Origin of the sequence: Hyphococcus lacteus, assembly GCF_041058985.1 — a bacterium.
Classification (GTDB): Bacteria; Pseudomonadota; Alphaproteobacteria; order Caulobacterales; family Parvularculaceae; genus Hyphococcus; species Hyphococcus lacteus.
On the sequence record NZ_JBEHZE010000001.1, the window covers coordinates 1,689,419 to 1,704,503 of the forward strand.

At 50.2% G+C, this 15,085-nt stretch carries 16 protein-coding genes and 1 other RNA gene; 12 read left to right on the forward strand and 5 right to left on the reverse strand.

Features of this window, described 5'->3' with window-relative positions:
* Positions 1-48: 48 nt before the first annotated feature.
* Both ABFZ84_RS08095 and ABFZ84_RS08100 read left to right on the forward strand, forming a co-directional pair.
* Entirely contained in the window at positions 49-3,138 is a 3,090-nt protein-coding gene (locus tag ABFZ84_RS08095) for a TonB-dependent receptor plug domain-containing protein (protein ID WP_369313478.1), read from the forward strand.
* Positions 3,139-3,391: 253 nt separating this feature from the next.
* Positions 3,392-4,063: a hypothetical protein gene (locus ABFZ84_RS08100; RefSeq protein WP_369313479.1), complete on the forward strand. Its 672-nt coding sequence runs from the start codon at positions 3,392-3,394 to the stop codon at positions 4,061-4,063.
* 49 nt (positions 4,064-4,112) lie between these two features.
* On the opposite strand, the gene ABFZ84_RS08105 is transcribed toward ABFZ84_RS08100, so the two are convergent.
* Positions 4,113-4,754: an MlaC/ttg2D family ABC transporter substrate-binding protein gene (locus ABFZ84_RS08105; RefSeq protein WP_369313480.1), complete on the reverse strand. Its 642-nt coding sequence runs from the start codon at positions 4,752-4,754 to the stop codon at positions 4,113-4,115.
* Between the two features lie 30 nt (positions 4,755-4,784).
* Positions 4,785-5,600, reverse strand: a complete 816-nt coding sequence (locus ABFZ84_RS08110; RefSeq protein ID WP_369313481.1) for an MlaA family lipoprotein — start codon at positions 5,598-5,600, stop codon at positions 4,785-4,787.
* 229 nt (positions 5,601-5,829) lie between these two features.
* Here ABFZ84_RS08110 and ABFZ84_RS08115 point away from each other — a divergent pair, with 229 nt between their 5' ends.
* Positions 5,830-6,465, forward strand: coding sequence for a hypothetical protein (locus ABFZ84_RS08115; protein ID WP_369313482.1), 636 nt, complete (start codon positions 5,830-5,832; stop codon positions 6,463-6,465).
* Between the two features lie 122 nt (positions 6,466-6,587).
* Here the strand turns inward: ABFZ84_RS08115 and ABFZ84_RS08120 are convergent, their stop codons facing one another.
* Positions 6,588-7,448, reverse strand: coding sequence for an IS1595 family transposase (locus ABFZ84_RS08120; RefSeq protein WP_407067080.1), 861 nt, complete (start codon positions 7,446-7,448; stop codon positions 6,588-6,590).
* 126 nt (positions 7,449-7,574) lie between these two features.
* Between ABFZ84_RS08120 and ABFZ84_RS08125 the strand changes: the two genes are divergently transcribed.
* From ABFZ84_RS08125 to ABFZ84_RS08145, 5 genes are all read left to right on the forward strand, one after another.
* On the forward strand, positions 7,575-8,534 hold the full coding sequence (locus ABFZ84_RS08125; RefSeq protein ID WP_369313484.1) for an ArsR/SmtB family transcription factor: 960 nt from the start codon (positions 7,575-7,577) through the stop codon (positions 8,532-8,534).
* Between the two features lie 399 nt (positions 8,535-8,933).
* Positions 8,934-9,629 carry a TerB family tellurite resistance protein gene (locus ABFZ84_RS08130; RefSeq protein WP_369313485.1) on the forward strand — a complete coding sequence of 232 codons (696 nt, stop codon included), beginning with the start codon at positions 8,934-8,936 and terminating at the stop codon, positions 9,627-9,629.
* 82 nt (positions 9,630-9,711) lie between these two features.
* Positions 9,712-9,942, forward strand: a complete 231-nt coding sequence (locus ABFZ84_RS08135) for a hypothetical protein (RefSeq protein ID WP_369313487.1) — start codon at positions 9,712-9,714, stop codon at positions 9,940-9,942.
* A 112-nt stretch (positions 9,943-10,054) separates the two neighbouring features.
* A complete protein-coding gene (locus tag ABFZ84_RS08140) occupies positions 10,055-10,960 on the forward strand; it encodes a DMT family transporter (RefSeq protein WP_369313488.1) in 906 nt (301 codons plus the stop codon).
* 3 nt (positions 10,961-10,963) lie between these two features.
* The gene (locus tag ABFZ84_RS08145; RefSeq protein ID WP_369313489.1) at positions 10,964-11,644 is read left to right on the forward strand and encodes an N-acetylmuramoyl-L-alanine amidase; all 681 of its coding nucleotides are present in this window, start codon (positions 10,964-10,966) and stop codon (positions 11,642-11,644) included.
* On the opposite strand, the gene ABFZ84_RS08150 is transcribed toward ABFZ84_RS08145, so the two are convergent.
* The gene (locus ABFZ84_RS08150; RefSeq protein WP_369313490.1) at positions 11,631-11,990 is read right to left on the reverse strand and encodes a DUF1304 domain-containing protein; all 360 of its coding nucleotides are present in this window, start codon (positions 11,988-11,990) and stop codon (positions 11,631-11,633) included. The genes ABFZ84_RS08145 and ABFZ84_RS08150 overlap by 14 nt on opposite strands.
* 118 nt (positions 11,991-12,108) lie before the next feature.
* Here ABFZ84_RS08150 and rnpB point away from each other — a divergent pair.
* From rnpB to ABFZ84_RS08170, 4 genes are all read left to right on the forward strand, one after another.
* Positions 12,109-12,495, forward strand: an RNA gene (gene rnpB, locus ABFZ84_RS08155) — RNase P RNA component class A.
* A 69-nt stretch (positions 12,496-12,564) separates the two neighbouring features.
* Positions 12,565-13,050 carry a YajQ family cyclic di-GMP-binding protein gene (locus ABFZ84_RS08160; RefSeq protein ID WP_369313491.1) on the forward strand — a complete coding sequence of 162 codons (486 nt, stop codon included), beginning with the start codon at positions 12,565-12,567 and terminating at the stop codon, positions 13,048-13,050.
* A gap of 94 nt (positions 13,051-13,144) precedes the next feature.
* Positions 13,145-13,396, forward strand: coding sequence for an acyl carrier protein (locus ABFZ84_RS08165; protein ID WP_369313492.1), 252 nt, complete (start codon positions 13,145-13,147; stop codon positions 13,394-13,396).
* A 1-nt stretch (position 13,397) separates the two neighbouring features.
* Positions 13,398-14,609, forward strand: a complete 1,212-nt coding sequence (locus ABFZ84_RS08170; RefSeq protein WP_369313493.1) for a beta-ketoacyl-[acyl-carrier-protein] synthase family protein — start codon at positions 13,398-13,400, stop codon at positions 14,607-14,609.
* On the opposite strand, the gene ABFZ84_RS08175 is transcribed toward ABFZ84_RS08170, so the two are convergent.
* Positions 14,606-14,959 carry a hypothetical protein gene (locus ABFZ84_RS08175; RefSeq protein ID WP_369313494.1) on the reverse strand — a complete coding sequence of 118 codons (354 nt, stop codon included), beginning with the start codon at positions 14,957-14,959 and terminating at the stop codon, positions 14,606-14,608. The genes ABFZ84_RS08170 and ABFZ84_RS08175 overlap by 4 nt on opposite strands.
* Positions 14,960-15,085: the final 126 nt, after the last annotated feature.

Consider the following 15,085-nt stretch of genomic DNA (forward strand, 5'->3'; position numbering starts at 1 on the left):
GTAGGGGGGCTACCTGGTCTTTTGACTACGGCCTCTGTAGGGGCAATTATGATTTCTGCGCCAGTTTATGCGCAGGAAGTCGAGACCATCCCCGAAGCGAGTGAAGAGAGCCGTGACGAGCGCGATGTCGTCGTTGTTACTGGCTCACGTATTCGTAAAGATGAATTTTCAAGTTCTGGCCCAATTCAGGTCATTGACCCAGAAATCGGATCACTTGGTGGAACGATCGATGCGGCCGCGTTGATTCAGTCATCATCGGTGGCGTCCGGTTCGGCGCAAACAACTGCGGCGATTTCGTCAAACTTTGTTACCAACGGTGGTGCGGGTGCCGCGACGATATCACTACGTGGTCTTGGTGCTGAACGTACACTGGTTCTCCTGAACAGCCGTCGTGCTGGCCCGGCCGGTACTCGTGGCGCTGTGTCATCATTCGACCTCAACGTTTTGCCGACCTCAATTATTTCAAACATTGAGATCCTAAAAGACGGCGCGTCTTCTATCTATGGTTCAGATGCGGTTGCGGGTGTTGTGAACATCATCACAAAGCGTGACACCGACGGAATCGAGTTTGATTTCTTCGGCACGCAGCCCTTTGATTCTGGTGGCGAAGAATACCGTGCTAGCGCTACATGGGGTAAGACATTTGATCGTGGTCATATTCTTATGTCCGCTGACTATTATAAGCGGAAAGAATTGGCGCGCGGCGACCGCAAGTATCTTGAATGTGGCGAGGAACGCATCTTTGATGCGCCAGGCGGTAATCGGGTTGATCCAATTGATCCGCGCACGGGCAATTTCCGCTGCACAGATGACATCCCTTGGGGCCATGTCTGGGTCTATGACGCACACTATTATGACTATTTGTATGGGTATACGACAAATCCAACGTCAAATATCCCAGCAAGTGGTTTCTTCCAGGTAACACAGTTCCAATACAATTATGATGGCGATAATCTGCAGAACTACATCCCAGGTTTGCCAGCACCGCGTGATGCGTCTGATCTGGGCGTTCCTGCGGGCTTCTTCCCGGTTGCTTATGACCCTGCGTCATCCGCTGTGTTTAACGAGCAATCTCAGTTCGTTCCTGAAGTCACTGTTATTCCAGAAACCACCCGCTATTCGGCATACTTTGATGGAGCTTATCAGCTCACTGAGGGTGTCGAAGTCTATGGTGAGTTTTTGTTCAACCGCCGTGAAACTTATGTGAACAACTACCGTCAGTTCTGGACGTTTGGTCTGACATCTGCGCCATCATCGATTGAATTCTTTGGTGCGGGGCCAAATCCATTTGACGCAGCGACCGGCCCATATTTGACAAGCCCAACAGCGGTCACAAATCACAGCGATAGCTCGCAACGGGTTGACTACTTCCGTGGTGTAGGCGGTTTCCGCGGTGAGTTTGAAGGAGGCGGCCTCGATGGATGGGCATGGGACGTTTATTCCCAATATAGTCGTTCAAAAGGGTTGTACCGAAGTGATCAAGTCTTTCAGGACGCAATCGATTATCAATATGCAATCGGTTATGGTAATTTCCCTGCGGGCTGTGAGGGCAACGTAACACCAATCAGTGGCACAGAGTGTGTGACTGTTGACTGGTGGGATCCTGAGTTCCTTCGCGGTAACATTCCGGCAGACGCCGCTGCGCATTTGTTCGGTACTGAAGAAGGGTCAACAGTTTATACCCAGCTCTATTTCGAGGGTATTTTGACTGGTAACGTCGTTGACCTTCCGGCCGGGCCGTTGGGCGCTGCGTTTGGTGCAACGTGGCGTCGTGATAAAATTGACGATATTCCAGGTGAAATCACACGTGCTCCTGACCCTGCTAATCCGGGCGAATTCGTCAACAATGCTTGGTCAACAAGTGCTGCGGGTCGCACGATGGGGAGTAGTGAGACGCTGGAATTCTTTGGTGAGCTGAATATTCCGCTACTCCATGATATTCCGGGTATTCAATTATTCGAAGTTGGTGCCGCGGGCCGTTACACAGATGTGAGCACGGTGGGTACGGACGAAACCTGGAAGATCAGCGGTAATTGGGTTGTCACCGATTGGCTCAGCTTTGGTGCCACTATGGGTACTTCGTTCCGTGCGCCGGCATTGTTCGAATTATTCTTGGCGGACCAGACGTCATCGCTTAGCCAAAGAACGATCGACCCATGTATTCAATGGGGAACATTGTTGGCTAGTGGCGACATTTCCCAGCAACTTGCCGATAATTGTGCGGCTCAGGGCGTGCCTGCGAACCATCCTGGTGGCGGCATCAGTGCCACGATTATTACTGGTGGTGGCCTAGGAGTGCTTCAGCCCGAAACGTCTAAAGCGAAAACGGCGAGCGCGACCCTGCGCCTTGATCCGATTTTGCCAGACTCAACGCGGATCAGTATTCGTGGCGATTACTTTGATATCGAAGTGAACGGCGAGATCGCGCAACTCGGGGCGAACAACATTATTGCTGGTTGTTTGACGTCGGACTTCTTCCCGACAGATCCGCTGTGTAGTCTTTATACACGTGGCGCTCAGGGCAACGCCAGCAACATCTCTACGGTTCGCGACAGCTTCATTAACGTGAACAGTCAGAAAAACCGTGGTGTCGACGTAACTGTTCGCATCGACCAAGAGCTTCCAAAGAACTGGGGTGATATTCAGATTGTCTCTCAGATGACCTGGCAGCTTGAGGACAATATTGCATTGTTCGCTGGAACGACCGAAAATCTTAATGGTGAAGCGGGTGAGCCGAAATATACTGGTGACCTCAACTTCATCTGGGAAAAAGATTCTTGGTCATTCCTGTGGTCGATTGATTACTTCGGATCGACGAGCGATCTCGAAGACTTTACAAATGCTACCGGTAGCGTAGACGGTTGTGGAATCGCTGATACGTCGCATGTCGCACCTTATTGTGTTGATGTGTATGCGGAGCGGAAAATCTATAACAGTGCTTCGATTGCCAAGACCTTTAATGATGATCAGATCAAATTGGTTGTCGGTGTCGCTAATCTCTTTGACACTGAACCGCCACGTATTTCTGAGAATGGCACAAACCGACGTCAATCTTCGACGGTTGGTTCCGTACCTTATCAATCACAATATGATTTTGTCGGGCGTCGCGTGTTCGTCAATCTGAAAGCGTTTTTCTAAGTTTCAGATATCTTATTGCGGAGGGACGATGGTGCCGCCATCGTCCCTTTTTCTTTTTGGTCTTTTGCTATTTTGGTAAGAACGAATTAGATTTTCCGTTGAATGATCTTCAGAGAAATCAGACACAGGTGCGAGAATGCCACGCGTAAGAATGAAGCCGGACACCCTCAATGAGGAAAATAGGAAATTTGAGCAAACGCGCTTAAGGCAACCAGTTTTTGTGAATTCTGTTCCTAAAAGTGGAACGCATTTGTTGAGAAACATTGTTCGGATGTTTGTTCCAGTGGAGCAACAATATCACGCGCAGTTTATTCAGTACCCAAACCTGCAAGAGCACTTGGAAGCTTTTGATCAGGAGAAATGTAATTTGAGCTGGGGACACCTTTTGTTTTCGGATGCCTCAGCTATGGAATTAACAGGTGCGCGAAAAATCGTTTTGTACCGTGATCCGCATAGTTGGGTGCTCGCGCGCGCGCGATTTTTTCTATCCGACGAATTCACCGGGAATATCGAACACGTAAAGGGCGGCCGGATATCAGTTGAAGAACTGCTTAATTTGATGATTTTTGGCATCTATCAAAAGGTGCCTTCGCTTCTTGATCTTTATATGCATAACGCCGTTGCCTGGATGGGAACGGTCAATGCGATGGTAAAATACGAAGAACTTGTTGGTGCTGTTAAGCGGATCGACGATCTAGAATCTGAAGTTTATTTCCGGAAGTTGTTGGGACAGTGCGGTATTGATCCCATCCCGGACGATTGGCGCGAACGAGTTAAAATCGGCTCTGACCGCAAACAAAGCGGCACGGCACGAGAAAACCTCTCTGGATTGTCAGTGGAAATTCCGAATGAGTTACCAGAGACCCAAAAGAAACTGGTCGAGTTTGTAGCGCCGGGGCTTCGTAAGCTTTTAGGGTACGAATAACATCTATCTTTGGCGACTGCGATAAAGCCCTCCATCGGAGGGCTTTTTTCTATCCGCCTACGCGTTTCTTGAGTTCTACGATGAGGGCATCAATGCCTTTTTCGCGCCCGCCATTGTTGGCTATGATTGATGTAAATTGGCTTCGTTGTTCAATCGCGAGCCAGACATTATCCGCCCCAGCATCAACAACCGTCATCTCTTTGCTGTCACGAGCGCGATAAACTCGCCAGTGAATCACAGCATTGGCAAAAGGGTCGCCCGGTTCGGGGTTTTCGAGTTTTGAATTTACGATGATATCGCGTTCTGATCGATCTACAGAGCCAGTAACTTTAAGGGTTTGACCGGCATAATCGGAAAGCGTGTTTTGATATATTTGCGTCGCGTAGCGTTTAAACAGCGGATAATAAACATCAGCCTGTGTGTCAGTCATCTGGCGCGCATATTGGCCGAGTACGAAACGACCGATACGCCGCATGTCCACATGCTTATCGACGATGTCTTCTATTGCATCAAACATTTGATCGCGGTCACTAACGCTAAGCGCTGGTTCTGCTTCGTCTAGAATGGTTTGGACAAAGGTTTCAGCGTTTTGGTCCGCAAACGCGGGTTGTGCGGTAAGCGCGAGCGTCATTCCTGCAAGGCCGATTGCGGCGCGATTGATCGATCTATAAAGGGGCGGGAAGGGCTGCATGAAAGTCTCCAGTGAATACAAAAGCCAGGGCTATTCTAGATCGTCAAATTCTTCGAAGTCGCCAATGTCCGGAAGGTCGTCAAAGCTGGTCCGGCCATTGGTAATTTCACGCTGACGAGATTGCAGATAAAAACTACGGATCGACGCATAATAATCGAGAGAGTCAGCCTCGATATCGGCGAGAGATTCGATGAGCGGCTCGCGTGCCGAAAGAAGCGTCATACCCGTAGTGCTATACCGGAAATATGCTGCGGCGTCCGTGCGGATCCAAATTGCGGGGTCTGTCCCCATATCAACGGCGCGTCCAAATCCGTCGCGAAGCGTGCTCGGACCAAAGAACGGCAAGACCAAATATGGCCCAGAAGAAACGCCCCAAACGGCCAGTGTTTGGCCAAAGTCCTCAGAATGCTGATCAATGCCCATCCGTTCAGCCGGGTCACCCATGCCGCCAAATCCGATTGTCGAGTTTACAACAAAGCGACTGGCCGTTTTTCCGGCACGGCCAAATTCACCTTGAAGGATGTCGTTCGCGAGGGTGATAGGGGTGCCCAAATTGGCGAGGAAATTTCTGATGCCTTTGCGTTGTTTCTTATGGGTCACAGCGCGGTATGCCTTTGCGGCCGGTACGAATAAAGCCCCATCAAGTCCGTTATTGATCGCAAACATTTTGCGGTTGAACCCCTCCCAGGGGTCAGCAACCGCATTTGTTGATATTGGTGCGCTTTCGAGTTCTGCCGCTAAGCTATCAGGGTCTGGATTGCCAGTAATCTGTGCGTGTGCGGGGACCAGTAATGGTACACACATTGCGATCGGCAAAATGGCTTTGGTCAGAGCAGCAGTCTTCATGTGGGCTTTTCCCCGTAAAGCGAATCGAAACGTCTCGTTACACCGAAATGATGGCCGGTTTCGGGCATGAATATAAGAGGTCCGACCGTCCAAACAAGAAAACCTCGATAGAGTTCACGTGAGGTGAGGCGATCTAGTCCGCATATATCCCCTTGGCGTATGTTGGCGAATCGGTTATTTCGTCAATTTACTCGACTCCGAACCCGGAGTTCGGTCATGAGTAGGGTCTATGCTCAACTGGTTCAAAAAAAATACACCTGTTTGGCTGCCAACTTCTGGGTTTGCTATTACAGGCATTCTTGCAATCGTTCGGTTCAGCCCACCGTCGAGGTGGTCCATGCCTGATTGGTCTGTCGTCGCATTTGTTTTCTTTTCTGGGTGGTTGTTTTGCCAAGCGCTGCATTCTCTTTGGTTTCACGAGAGATCTGTTATTAAGAGGTGGATTGAACGGCGAAAGTTTCGCGCCGTTGTAGAGCCTTATTATCAAGATGAAGCAGAGCCGGGAATTCACTTAATATCCCTTCAGCTTCTCATTGTTGCTCCAGAGTCTATAGATACCAAAGATATTGAAATACATTATTGGCTGGGAGGTCCCAATAACCAGACGGTGGACTCGCGTGTTGATAAATTACCATCCCTTACTAGGGGAAAGCTGCACAATTCAGTGCTTGCTGGATTCATCGTTAATATGTCAAATAAGACCATCGAGTGTGTTTCCGACGATGGCAAAAATAATATTATGATAGACTCGAATACTGTCTATGAAGCGTGCTTCACAATTTCTGCGCAAAAGATAAATCCGAAAACCATTACTCGCAAAGTGACTTTCGAATTCGATTTGTCACGCTTTATTTCTGTGGATTAGGCCAATGTCTCGCGGTAAACATTTAAGCCTAGAAGAGGCTCGCAAGCAGGGCCTGCTCGATCAGTTCGCCAAGGAACACCCGAACGAGGCGGATACGGAACGTTTTGAACGCTTAATGAAGGCTATGGCTTCGGGAAAGAAGCCAACAAAATTGGGAACATCAGCTCGCCCCGTTTCCGAAGATTAAACCGAAACTCAAATTCACCTAAGTAGGTCGGCAAATGTTTCGGGGATACCCACACATGGGTTCCGTAGATGCCGCGTTTAAGCCAAGACCAGAAGCCTTCGATTGTGTTGGTGTGAGTGCTGCCACGAACGTATTCGCCTTTGCGATGGTTCACGCTCGTATGCTTAAAGCCGTGATCGCTTAGCTTTAGAAAGGCTGGACCTTCATCAGTAGCGATCCAGCTATCACGCTTCACCGCATCAGCAACGGAACCGGAAACGACTATGCCGCTGCGATTACGAACAATCTTGGTCATAACTTTGCCGTTGCGCTCAACCATACCGAGCACGATGGTTTTATCTTCTGCACCCTTCTTATCCTTACCGCCAATATATGCCTTGTCCGCCTCAACCAAAGCGCCACCACCACCGAGGCGGTCATTACCGTCAACTTGGCCCATATATTCGCGGATTTTGAAGGCAATGCGCCACGCTGTTTTATAGGTGACACCTAGCTGGCGCTGAATTTCCTTTGCGGAGACACCGTTGCGCGTCGTGGTGAATAGAAACATTGCATAGTACCACTTTTGCAGAGGTGTCCGGCTACGCTCGAAGGGTGTTCCGGCCATCGGGTGAATGTGATGACCGCAATTACAGGTATAGGCGGGCATATTGGAAAGGCGTTTGAAGTCACCAATCACGCCGCAGCGCTCACATACAGGCTCGCTTCCGTATCGGCTGTGGAAAAGGTGATCCAGACAAGCGTCGTCGTCAGGAAACTGTTTGAAAAAGTCTTGGATGTTCATTGCTTTTGCCATGAACCCAATATAGGTATTTGGCTAACATACGTCAAGGGGATATATGCGATCTAGTCCGCCATTGCCAGCATATAAAGATATCTTTATGTTTCGTGGAGGAATCGGTGGTTTGGGAACAGGAAACTAATGGCGCTTGATGTAGCGTTGAATATTTTTCGCGCCATAGGCGAAGAAACACGATTGCGGATCATGGTGCTCCTTAGTCGCGGCGAACTGACGGTGAGTGAAATCACGTCCATTCTCGGCCAGAGCCAACCACGGGTAAGTCGCCATCTAAAAATTCTAGCGGATGCAGGTCTGGTTGAACGTCATCGCGAAGGCGCGTGGATGTTTTATCGCACGACGGCCGACGCCGGGGATAATGATGAGCCGCCTCGGCAGGCTGTATTGCGTGCGGTCTGGGATATGGCAAAAGCGGATGACCGCATTTTAGCGCGCGATTCTGATCGTTTCGATCAAGTGCGGGTTGCCCGTGCCGCACAGGCAGCGGCGTATTTTGAAGAAAATGCCGGAGAGTGGAACCGGTTGCGGAATTTGCACCTACCGGAACAGGATATCGAAGCGCGGATACTCGATATTGTCGGCAGTAATCCGGTTGATCTTTTCATAGACATGGGGACCGGCACAGGGCGGATGCTCGAAATTTTTGCGCCCCTTTATAGTTCTGCGGTTGGCTATGACCTCTCGCCGGAGATGCTGGCGATTGCGCGCGCCAATCTTGATCAGGCGAAGATTGCGCATGCTCAGGTGCGGCATGGAGATATTTTTTCACTGCCCCTTGAAGCCTCAACGGCTGATGTCGTGTGTATCCATCAGGTCTTGCACTTTCTAGGAGATCCTGGCGCTGCGGTAGCAGAGGGCGCGCGGCTTTTGAAAACTGGGGGTAGGCTGATTATTTCAGATTTTGCCCCGCATGATTTAGAATTCCTGCGCGAGGAACATGCGCATCGGCGGTTGGGTTTTTCAGACGCAGAGGTTTCTGACTGGTGTGCAACATCGAAATTGAAGCTCACACAAGTTGAAACATTGTCACCGATTTCTGCTGATAAACAAAGACTTACAGTCAAAATCTGGCGATGTGAGTGATTCTAGTCTTAGCTGAAAACACCTGCCAGCAATAATGCAACAAGAGTAAAGCTGGCCCCACATACTACCCCCGCGATCAAAACCCCGAACACGTCAAATGTGCGCCCCATCATCATTCCCCACCGTGAGCACGACCCGAACCTTGATCGTCGTTTGACATTTTTTCAGGGCGAGACCGCCCTACGGCAAAATTGTGTCGCGTAAACGAAAGTTTTGCAAAGCCTCTAAATTCGCGCGGTACGCATCAAGTGCGCCAGAGCCACGTTAAGCATCTGCTCAGCTTCGAGAACTTTCTGTCTCGCTATTTTTCCACATGTTTGTTTCGCTAAATCGGGGATGGATGGGCCGATTTCTTATGGTGCGGCGTCGAGCCACTGGATTTTGCAGAGCGTGAGACCTATGACCGCTGCCATGTCATTTTGGGATCGCATAGAAACCATTCTGGCCGAGGCGCATAAACGCACCATCGGCGCGATGCTTGATGCGATTGCCGCGCGAAAACAGCGCCGCAATGAAGAGGCTTTTGCGATTGCCCTGATCGCGCTCTCTGCAAAAATGGCCAAAGCTGATGGCGTCGTGACCGACGACGAAGTGTCTGCATTCCGGGATTTTTTCAAAATACCAGAAAAACAGGCCGATCGCGTTCGGATGGTTTATCAGTTGGCACAACAAGATGTGGCGGGATTTTCAGAATATTTGGGGCAGGTCGCGCGGATTTTTGTGGATGCGCCGTCGGTTCTTGAAGATGTTCTCGATTGTTTATTCCACGTTGCTGTTGCTGACGGGGTCGCTCACCCGCGTGAATTGGAATTGCTTGATGAAACCGCAAAGGTTTTTGGGATTTCGAACAGAGCATACCATCGCTTAAAGGCCGCACATCTTGGGCTGGGCGAGGATGACCCGTATCTAATATTAGGTGTGGAGCCGGGAATCGCGCTTGATGAGCTTAAGTCTGTTTATCGCTCGCTGTCGCGAGACCATCACCCGGATGCCTTGATGGGGCGTGGTGTGCCTCCGGACCTTGTTCTGATCGCAGAGCGTAGAATGGCCACAATTAACGAGGCTTATGAGCGAATATTAAAGGACTACATGTAAAAAATATGGTTTCATGTGGGTATGCTGCTGGACGCTGGGCCGGGAGTTTGGTCAGATATAAACTGTAACAAGAGGCGTATTTGTGGATAGCAGTGGAAACAGCAAGGAAATCCAAACCACAGAAAAAGGGTTTTGGCTTCAAATGCTGAAGCAAGCAGAAGAAGCATTTTTGCTTGCTAGCATCATTGTGATCTCGTCGCTTGCTGTGATCTCTTTGGCTATCGTCGCGCCATTTGTTCTAATGATTTCAGCGATAAGCGGCATTTTCTCCGGCGGGAATGAAACCCGCAGATGGCGACCCGTCAACGCTTAATCGCCGTTTGATCAGGTTACTGCTTTTCTAATTAGATAATTTAGATTGATGCAGCACGCTGCATGGCATAAGGCGCGACAGACATGTTCGTCATCCTGAAAGGATAGTTGCTGTGTCTGTTCGTGAAGTCAGCCTGCTTGGTTTGATCTGCCTGGTATGGGGTTTCCATTTTATCATCATCAAGACTGCGGTTGGTATTTTGCCGCCGATTTTCTACGCGGCTGTGCGGCTGTTCTTGGTAGCGATTATTATGTCGCCATTTTTGCGCTGGCGACCAAAAGACATGGTTTTTGTGTTTATTGGTGGGTTATGTTTGGGGGCATTCAATTACGCATTCATGTTTACGGGGGTTGAACTTGCGACGGCTTCGACAGCCGCGATTGCAATGGAATTGACAGTGCCGTTCGCGACCATCCTCGCCATTCTTTTTTTGGGTGACAAGCCGGGCTGGCGACGGATTTTAGGGATCACGCTCGCATTTGTTGGTGTGGCAATCATTGCACTTGGCGACAATAGTAATGGTGATGCTGGTGCGCATGTAGGGCTAGGGATCGGGTTGGTCGCAGCCGGTGCGTTTACCGAAGCTGTGGGTGCTGTCATCGTAAAGCGGACAACGACATTTAAACCGCATGAATTACTTGCGTGGTTTTCGGTTATTGGAACAATCGGCCTGAGCATCATGACAGTGCTATTTGAAAGCGGGCAGCTTGAAGCTGTTCAGTCCGCCAACAAGTGGCTGGTTGTGGGCCTAATTCTTTATTCTGCGCTTGGAGCGTCAATCTTTGGCCATACGACCTATTATTGGTTGTTACAGCGTTTGCCGATTAGTCTCGTCGCGCCGAGTGTGTTGTTCACGACGCTATTGGCGATTACTTTTGGTGTGGTTTTGCTTGGGGATCCATTTGGGCCGCGCATGATCATCGGAGGGTTGATGACCTTAGCCGGCGTGGGCGTGGTTCTTTTGCGTAACGTGAAGAAACAGGCCAAGAATGACGCATTCGTTGAACCACAAGGGTAAATTATGAAGATCATCGAAGCCCCATCGCCGAATTTCGACCAGCGCGGGCGTTCGATCGACAGCGTTATTCTGCATTATACCGGAATGAAAACCGGGGCGGAGGCGCTAGAGCGGTTATGCGATCCCGCTGCCAAAGTGAGCGCGCATTATCTCGTCGAGGAAAACGGCGATACCTATAAGCTCGTGGACGAGGCGTGCCGCGCATGGCACGCCGGTGTCGGTTCATGGAAGGGTGAGGTTGATATCAATGCCCGATCTATCGGCATTGAAATCGTCAATCCGGGTCATGAATGGGGCTACCGCAATTTTCCCGACCCGCAGATTGATTCCGTCATTTCACTAATGAGAAGTATTAATCAACGGCATGATATCGCGCCGGAACGGGTGCTTGCACATTCCGATATTGCACCACGTCGCAAGGAAGATCCCGGTGAAAAATTTCCGTGGCAGAATTTGGCGGATGAAGGGCTTGCTATTGCGCCCTTTCGTGGGGACCAGAAATCCGGCAATGCCGTTGAATATGCTGATGCGCTAAAGGCGCTGTCCATGATCGGTTATGATGCGCCAGCCGGTGATCATGCGGCGGCACTATTGGCTTTTCAGCGACGGTTTTGTCCCCAGTCATTGGGGCAGGGCTTTGATGCGCGGACCAAAGCAGCGTTGATCGTGATTAGCGGCGGTTAAAAGTCAGTGTTAGGACGAGTGCAACCAATGCTGGCGTGGCCTGAGTAAATAAAATAGTTGGCTTTGCGGTCACCGCGCCAAAAATTCCGGCGACGATGACACATAATAATAAGAACACCACGATATCGGTTTTGCGGGTGAGAACACCCCACAAAAGGCCCGCGGCGAGAAAGCCATTATAGAGACCCTGATTTGCGGCAAGAACCGCTGTGTCGGCTGATTGTTCTGGCGTCATCGCAAAAATTTCGCGGCCAATGGGGTGATCCCAAAAGAACATCTCGAGGGCGAGAAAGCCAAAATGCAGTAATGCGACGATGATAACCGTGAATTTTGCCAGTAATTTCATGTCTGTCCCCCGATTTAAGCGCTAAAAGCTACCAGAATTGGAGCAATTCCGCCAATCGGCCTGTCTGCATTGCTGGATACCTTGACCACGGGGCCTAAGCGCTCCAAATCACTTAATGTCAGGCGGTTGGACGGCCGCGGGCGATGCGAATCGCGCGAGGAAAGTCCGGGCTCCATGGAGACAAGGTGCCGGGTAACGCCCGGCCGGGTTGCGCAGTAATGTTTAGCCTGAGGGATAGCGCCACAGAAAACAAACCGCCTCATTTTTTTGGGGTAAGGGTGAAAAGGTGCGGTAAGAGCGCACCGCCGTCTCAGCAATGAGGCGGGCACGGCAAGCCCCGCCTGGAGCAAGACCGAATAGGGATGGCGTGCCTTTCGAGGCGGGTGGGTCTTCGCGCCTAGTCATCCGGGTTGGTTGCTTGAGCGTCGTGTGCAAGCACGCGCCTAGAGGAATGGTCGTCGCTCAGAAATGAGTACAGAACCCGGCTTACAGGCCGTCTGACATTTTTATTCGGATTGGATTTCAATCCGCTGTTATATTCGGTCAAGAGAATCGAAAATTTGGAGACCTTTTTATGCCGTCTTTCGACATCGTTTCAGAAGTTGATCTCGCCGAAGCAGACAACGCTATTCAGAATGTAACCCGTGAAATCACAACGCGTTATGATTTCAAAGGGTCGAAATCGACCATTGAAATGAAAGAAGGCGTCATCACGATTTTTGCGGACGATGACATGAAGCTGCGTCAGATGCATGAAATTCTTCAAGGCAATATGCAAAAACGCGGCATCGAACCCGGCTCGCTCGATTATCAAAAAGAAGAACCCGCGGCGGGCCAGGCGGTTCGTCAACAGGTGTTACTGAAACAAGGGCTTGATAAAGAACTTGCCAAAAAAATCGTCAAAGCAATTAAAGGCGAGAAACTAAAGGTGCAGGTCGCTATTCAAGGCAACGAGTTGCGGGTGACCGGCAAAAAGCGAGATGATCTTCAAGACGTCATTGCGTTTGTGAAGTCCATGAAACTTGAACAACCACTGCAATATAACAATTTCCGCGACTAATTCGATAAGCTGACCAATTTTCGATGCGCTAGCCAATCTACGCTGTATCGGATAAACCAAAATCATGCGCGGTGGGGCGCGAAGGAGAACCGAGATGGCCGAATATGAAGCCAGCCTTTTGGAAATCATCAAAGAACATGCGGTGGGCCTCACCGGAGAATTGAACCGCGATACACCTATCGCGGATTTGGGGATCGATTCATTTTCGGTCGTCGAAATCATTTACGAAATCGAAGAAAAGCTGAATGTCGAAGTCCCGTTCAATGCGAACGAGAATCCATTTGGCGACATGGCGACCGTCGGCGATTTGCTTGACGCGCTCGATAAGCTGATCAAGAAAAAATAGCATGACCCGAAATGTTGTTGTCACGGGCATGGGTGTTGTCTCTCCGTTGGGGAACAACATTGAAACTTATTGGGATGGATTGCGCGAAGGGCGTAGCGCAATTATCAAACGCGAATATCAGGCAGCCGATAAATTCTCGCTAACGGTTCCGGTCGCACCTATTGACGACATTGATGATACGATCAAAAGCCTCGGTCGTGATATGTTGCGTGCAGATCGTTTTTCGCAGCTTGCGGTCATCGCAGCTGACGAGGCAATCAAAAATTCCGGCATTGAATTCGACGAAGCGCTGGGTGCCCGAACGGCCTGCATCATTGGTACAGGGATTGGTGGTCAAACAACACTTGATGATGGCTATCAAGCAATGCTCTGTCGGGACCGTCGACCGCACCCGTTGACAATTCTAAAAATTATTCCCAACGCGCCGGCCAGTCATTTATCGATCCGACATGGGCTGCGCGGGCCAACTTTCGCTGTCTCAAGCGCGTGTGCGACGGGTGCCCATGCGATTGGGGTTTGTGCAGATTTGATCCGCTCTGGTTCTGCGGATGTTGGCCTTGCGGGATCAAGCGAGGCAGCGCTTAGCTATGGTGCACTCGAAGCGTGGAAGGCGATGCACATTCTTGCGGATGAGACATGTCGGCCATTTTCGAAAAACCGGAATGGGTTGGTGATCGGCGAGGGTGCGGGCGTTCTGGTTCTCGAAGAGGAAGAGCACGCAAAAAAACGTGGCGCGGAGATTATTGCGCGAATTGCCGGTTTTGGCATGAATGCCGACGGTAACGATATGATCAATCCATCGGTTGACGGGGCGTCGCGTGCAATAGAATTGGCGATGGAAGACGTGAAGGTTGATGACCCAGCTGGGGTCTATGTTAACGCACATGGTACGGGAACATTGCTTAATGATCCGACAGAGACGAAGGCTATCCGCTCTGTCTTTGGTGATGATGCTGACGCACTGGTTGTGTCTTCAACAAAATCAATGCACGGACATTTGTTAGGTGCCGCTGGCGGAATTGAAACGATTGCCGCAATCCTTGCCATGAAAAATAGTATTGTACCGCCTACGGTCAATTATGAAGAGCCCGACCCAGCCTGTGACTTGGATTACGCGCCCAACACAGCAAAAGAGCGCAACATTTCTGTGGCGCTCTCAAACTCTTTTGCATTTGGTGGATTAAACGCAGTGGTTGCGTTTTCCAAACCTTAGGCCGCAGCCGTTTTACGCGATGGCATCGCATGAAGGCTTGAACGCATCCAGCGGAAACCGCCAACCATTAGGACAAGGCCAATATATCGAACGATGTAGATTCCGAGATCGTCAGGAAAGCTTTTGGCCATCGCGCCGATTGAGGCGTAAATCGTTTGAATGTCTGCGCCGCTCGATCCCATTGCTGCGATTGGCCAGACGGTACGGTCGATCAATAGAGCAAGCATTCCGACCTTCCAAATATTCGTCTCGCCTTTGGCGAACATGGCGAATAGGAATGTCAAAATAACTGCGCGCGGTAGGTCCGCGCCCGAAAAACCAATGCTCACGATGTACTGAAGATCTTCCATATAATGACCTCCTTTAATTTGTTGCGTCCGCATTTACGCATGAGTAGGGTTAATGACGCGTAAAAACTGTCTGCAAAGTGCGCAAGAATCGGGTGTCAGCATCCATAAAGATTTATTATTGCTACC

Coding starts and splice junctions, on each gene's coding strand:
- ABFZ84_RS08175 (WP_369313494.1), bottom strand. CDS start 14,959: ATGGAAGATCTTCAGTACATCGTGAGCATTGGTTTTTCGGGCGCGGAC.
- ABFZ84_RS08170 (WP_369313493.1), top strand. CDS start 13,398: ATGACCCGAAATGTTGTTGTCACGGGCATGGGTGTTGTCTCTCCGTTG.
- ABFZ84_RS08105 (WP_369313480.1), bottom strand. CDS start 4,754: ATGCAGCCCTTCCCGCCCCTTTATAGATCGATCAATCGCGCCGCAATC.
- ABFZ84_RS08150 (WP_369313490.1), bottom strand. CDS start 11,990: ATGAAATTACTGGCAAAATTCACGGTTATCATCGTCGCATTACTGCAT.
- ABFZ84_RS08125 (WP_369313484.1), top strand. CDS start 7,575: ATGGCGCTTGATGTAGCGTTGAATATTTTTCGCGCCATAGGCGAAGAA.
- ABFZ84_RS08165 (WP_369313492.1), top strand. CDS start 13,145: ATGGCCGAATATGAAGCCAGCCTTTTGGAAATCATCAAAGAACATGCG.
- ABFZ84_RS08145 (WP_369313489.1), top strand. CDS start 10,964: ATGAAGATCATCGAAGCCCCATCGCCGAATTTCGACCAGCGCGGGCGT.
- ABFZ84_RS08095 (WP_369313478.1), top strand. CDS start 49: ATGATTTCTGCGCCAGTTTATGCGCAGGAAGTCGAGACCATCCCCGAA.
- ABFZ84_RS08160 (WP_369313491.1), top strand. CDS start 12,565: ATGCCGTCTTTCGACATCGTTTCAGAAGTTGATCTCGCCGAAGCAGAC.
- ABFZ84_RS08110 (WP_369313481.1), bottom strand. CDS start 5,600: ATGAAGACTGCTGCTCTGACCAAAGCCATTTTGCCGATCGCAATGTGT.
- ABFZ84_RS08130 (WP_369313485.1), top strand. CDS start 8,934: ATGACCGCTGCCATGTCATTTTGGGATCGCATAGAAACCATTCTGGCC.
- ABFZ84_RS08120 (WP_407067080.1), bottom strand. CDS start 7,448: ATGGCAAAAGCAATGAACATCCAAGACTTTTTCAAACAGTTTCCTGAC.
- ABFZ84_RS08115 (WP_369313482.1), top strand. CDS start 5,830: ATGCTCAACTGGTTCAAAAAAAATACACCTGTTTGGCTGCCAACTTCT.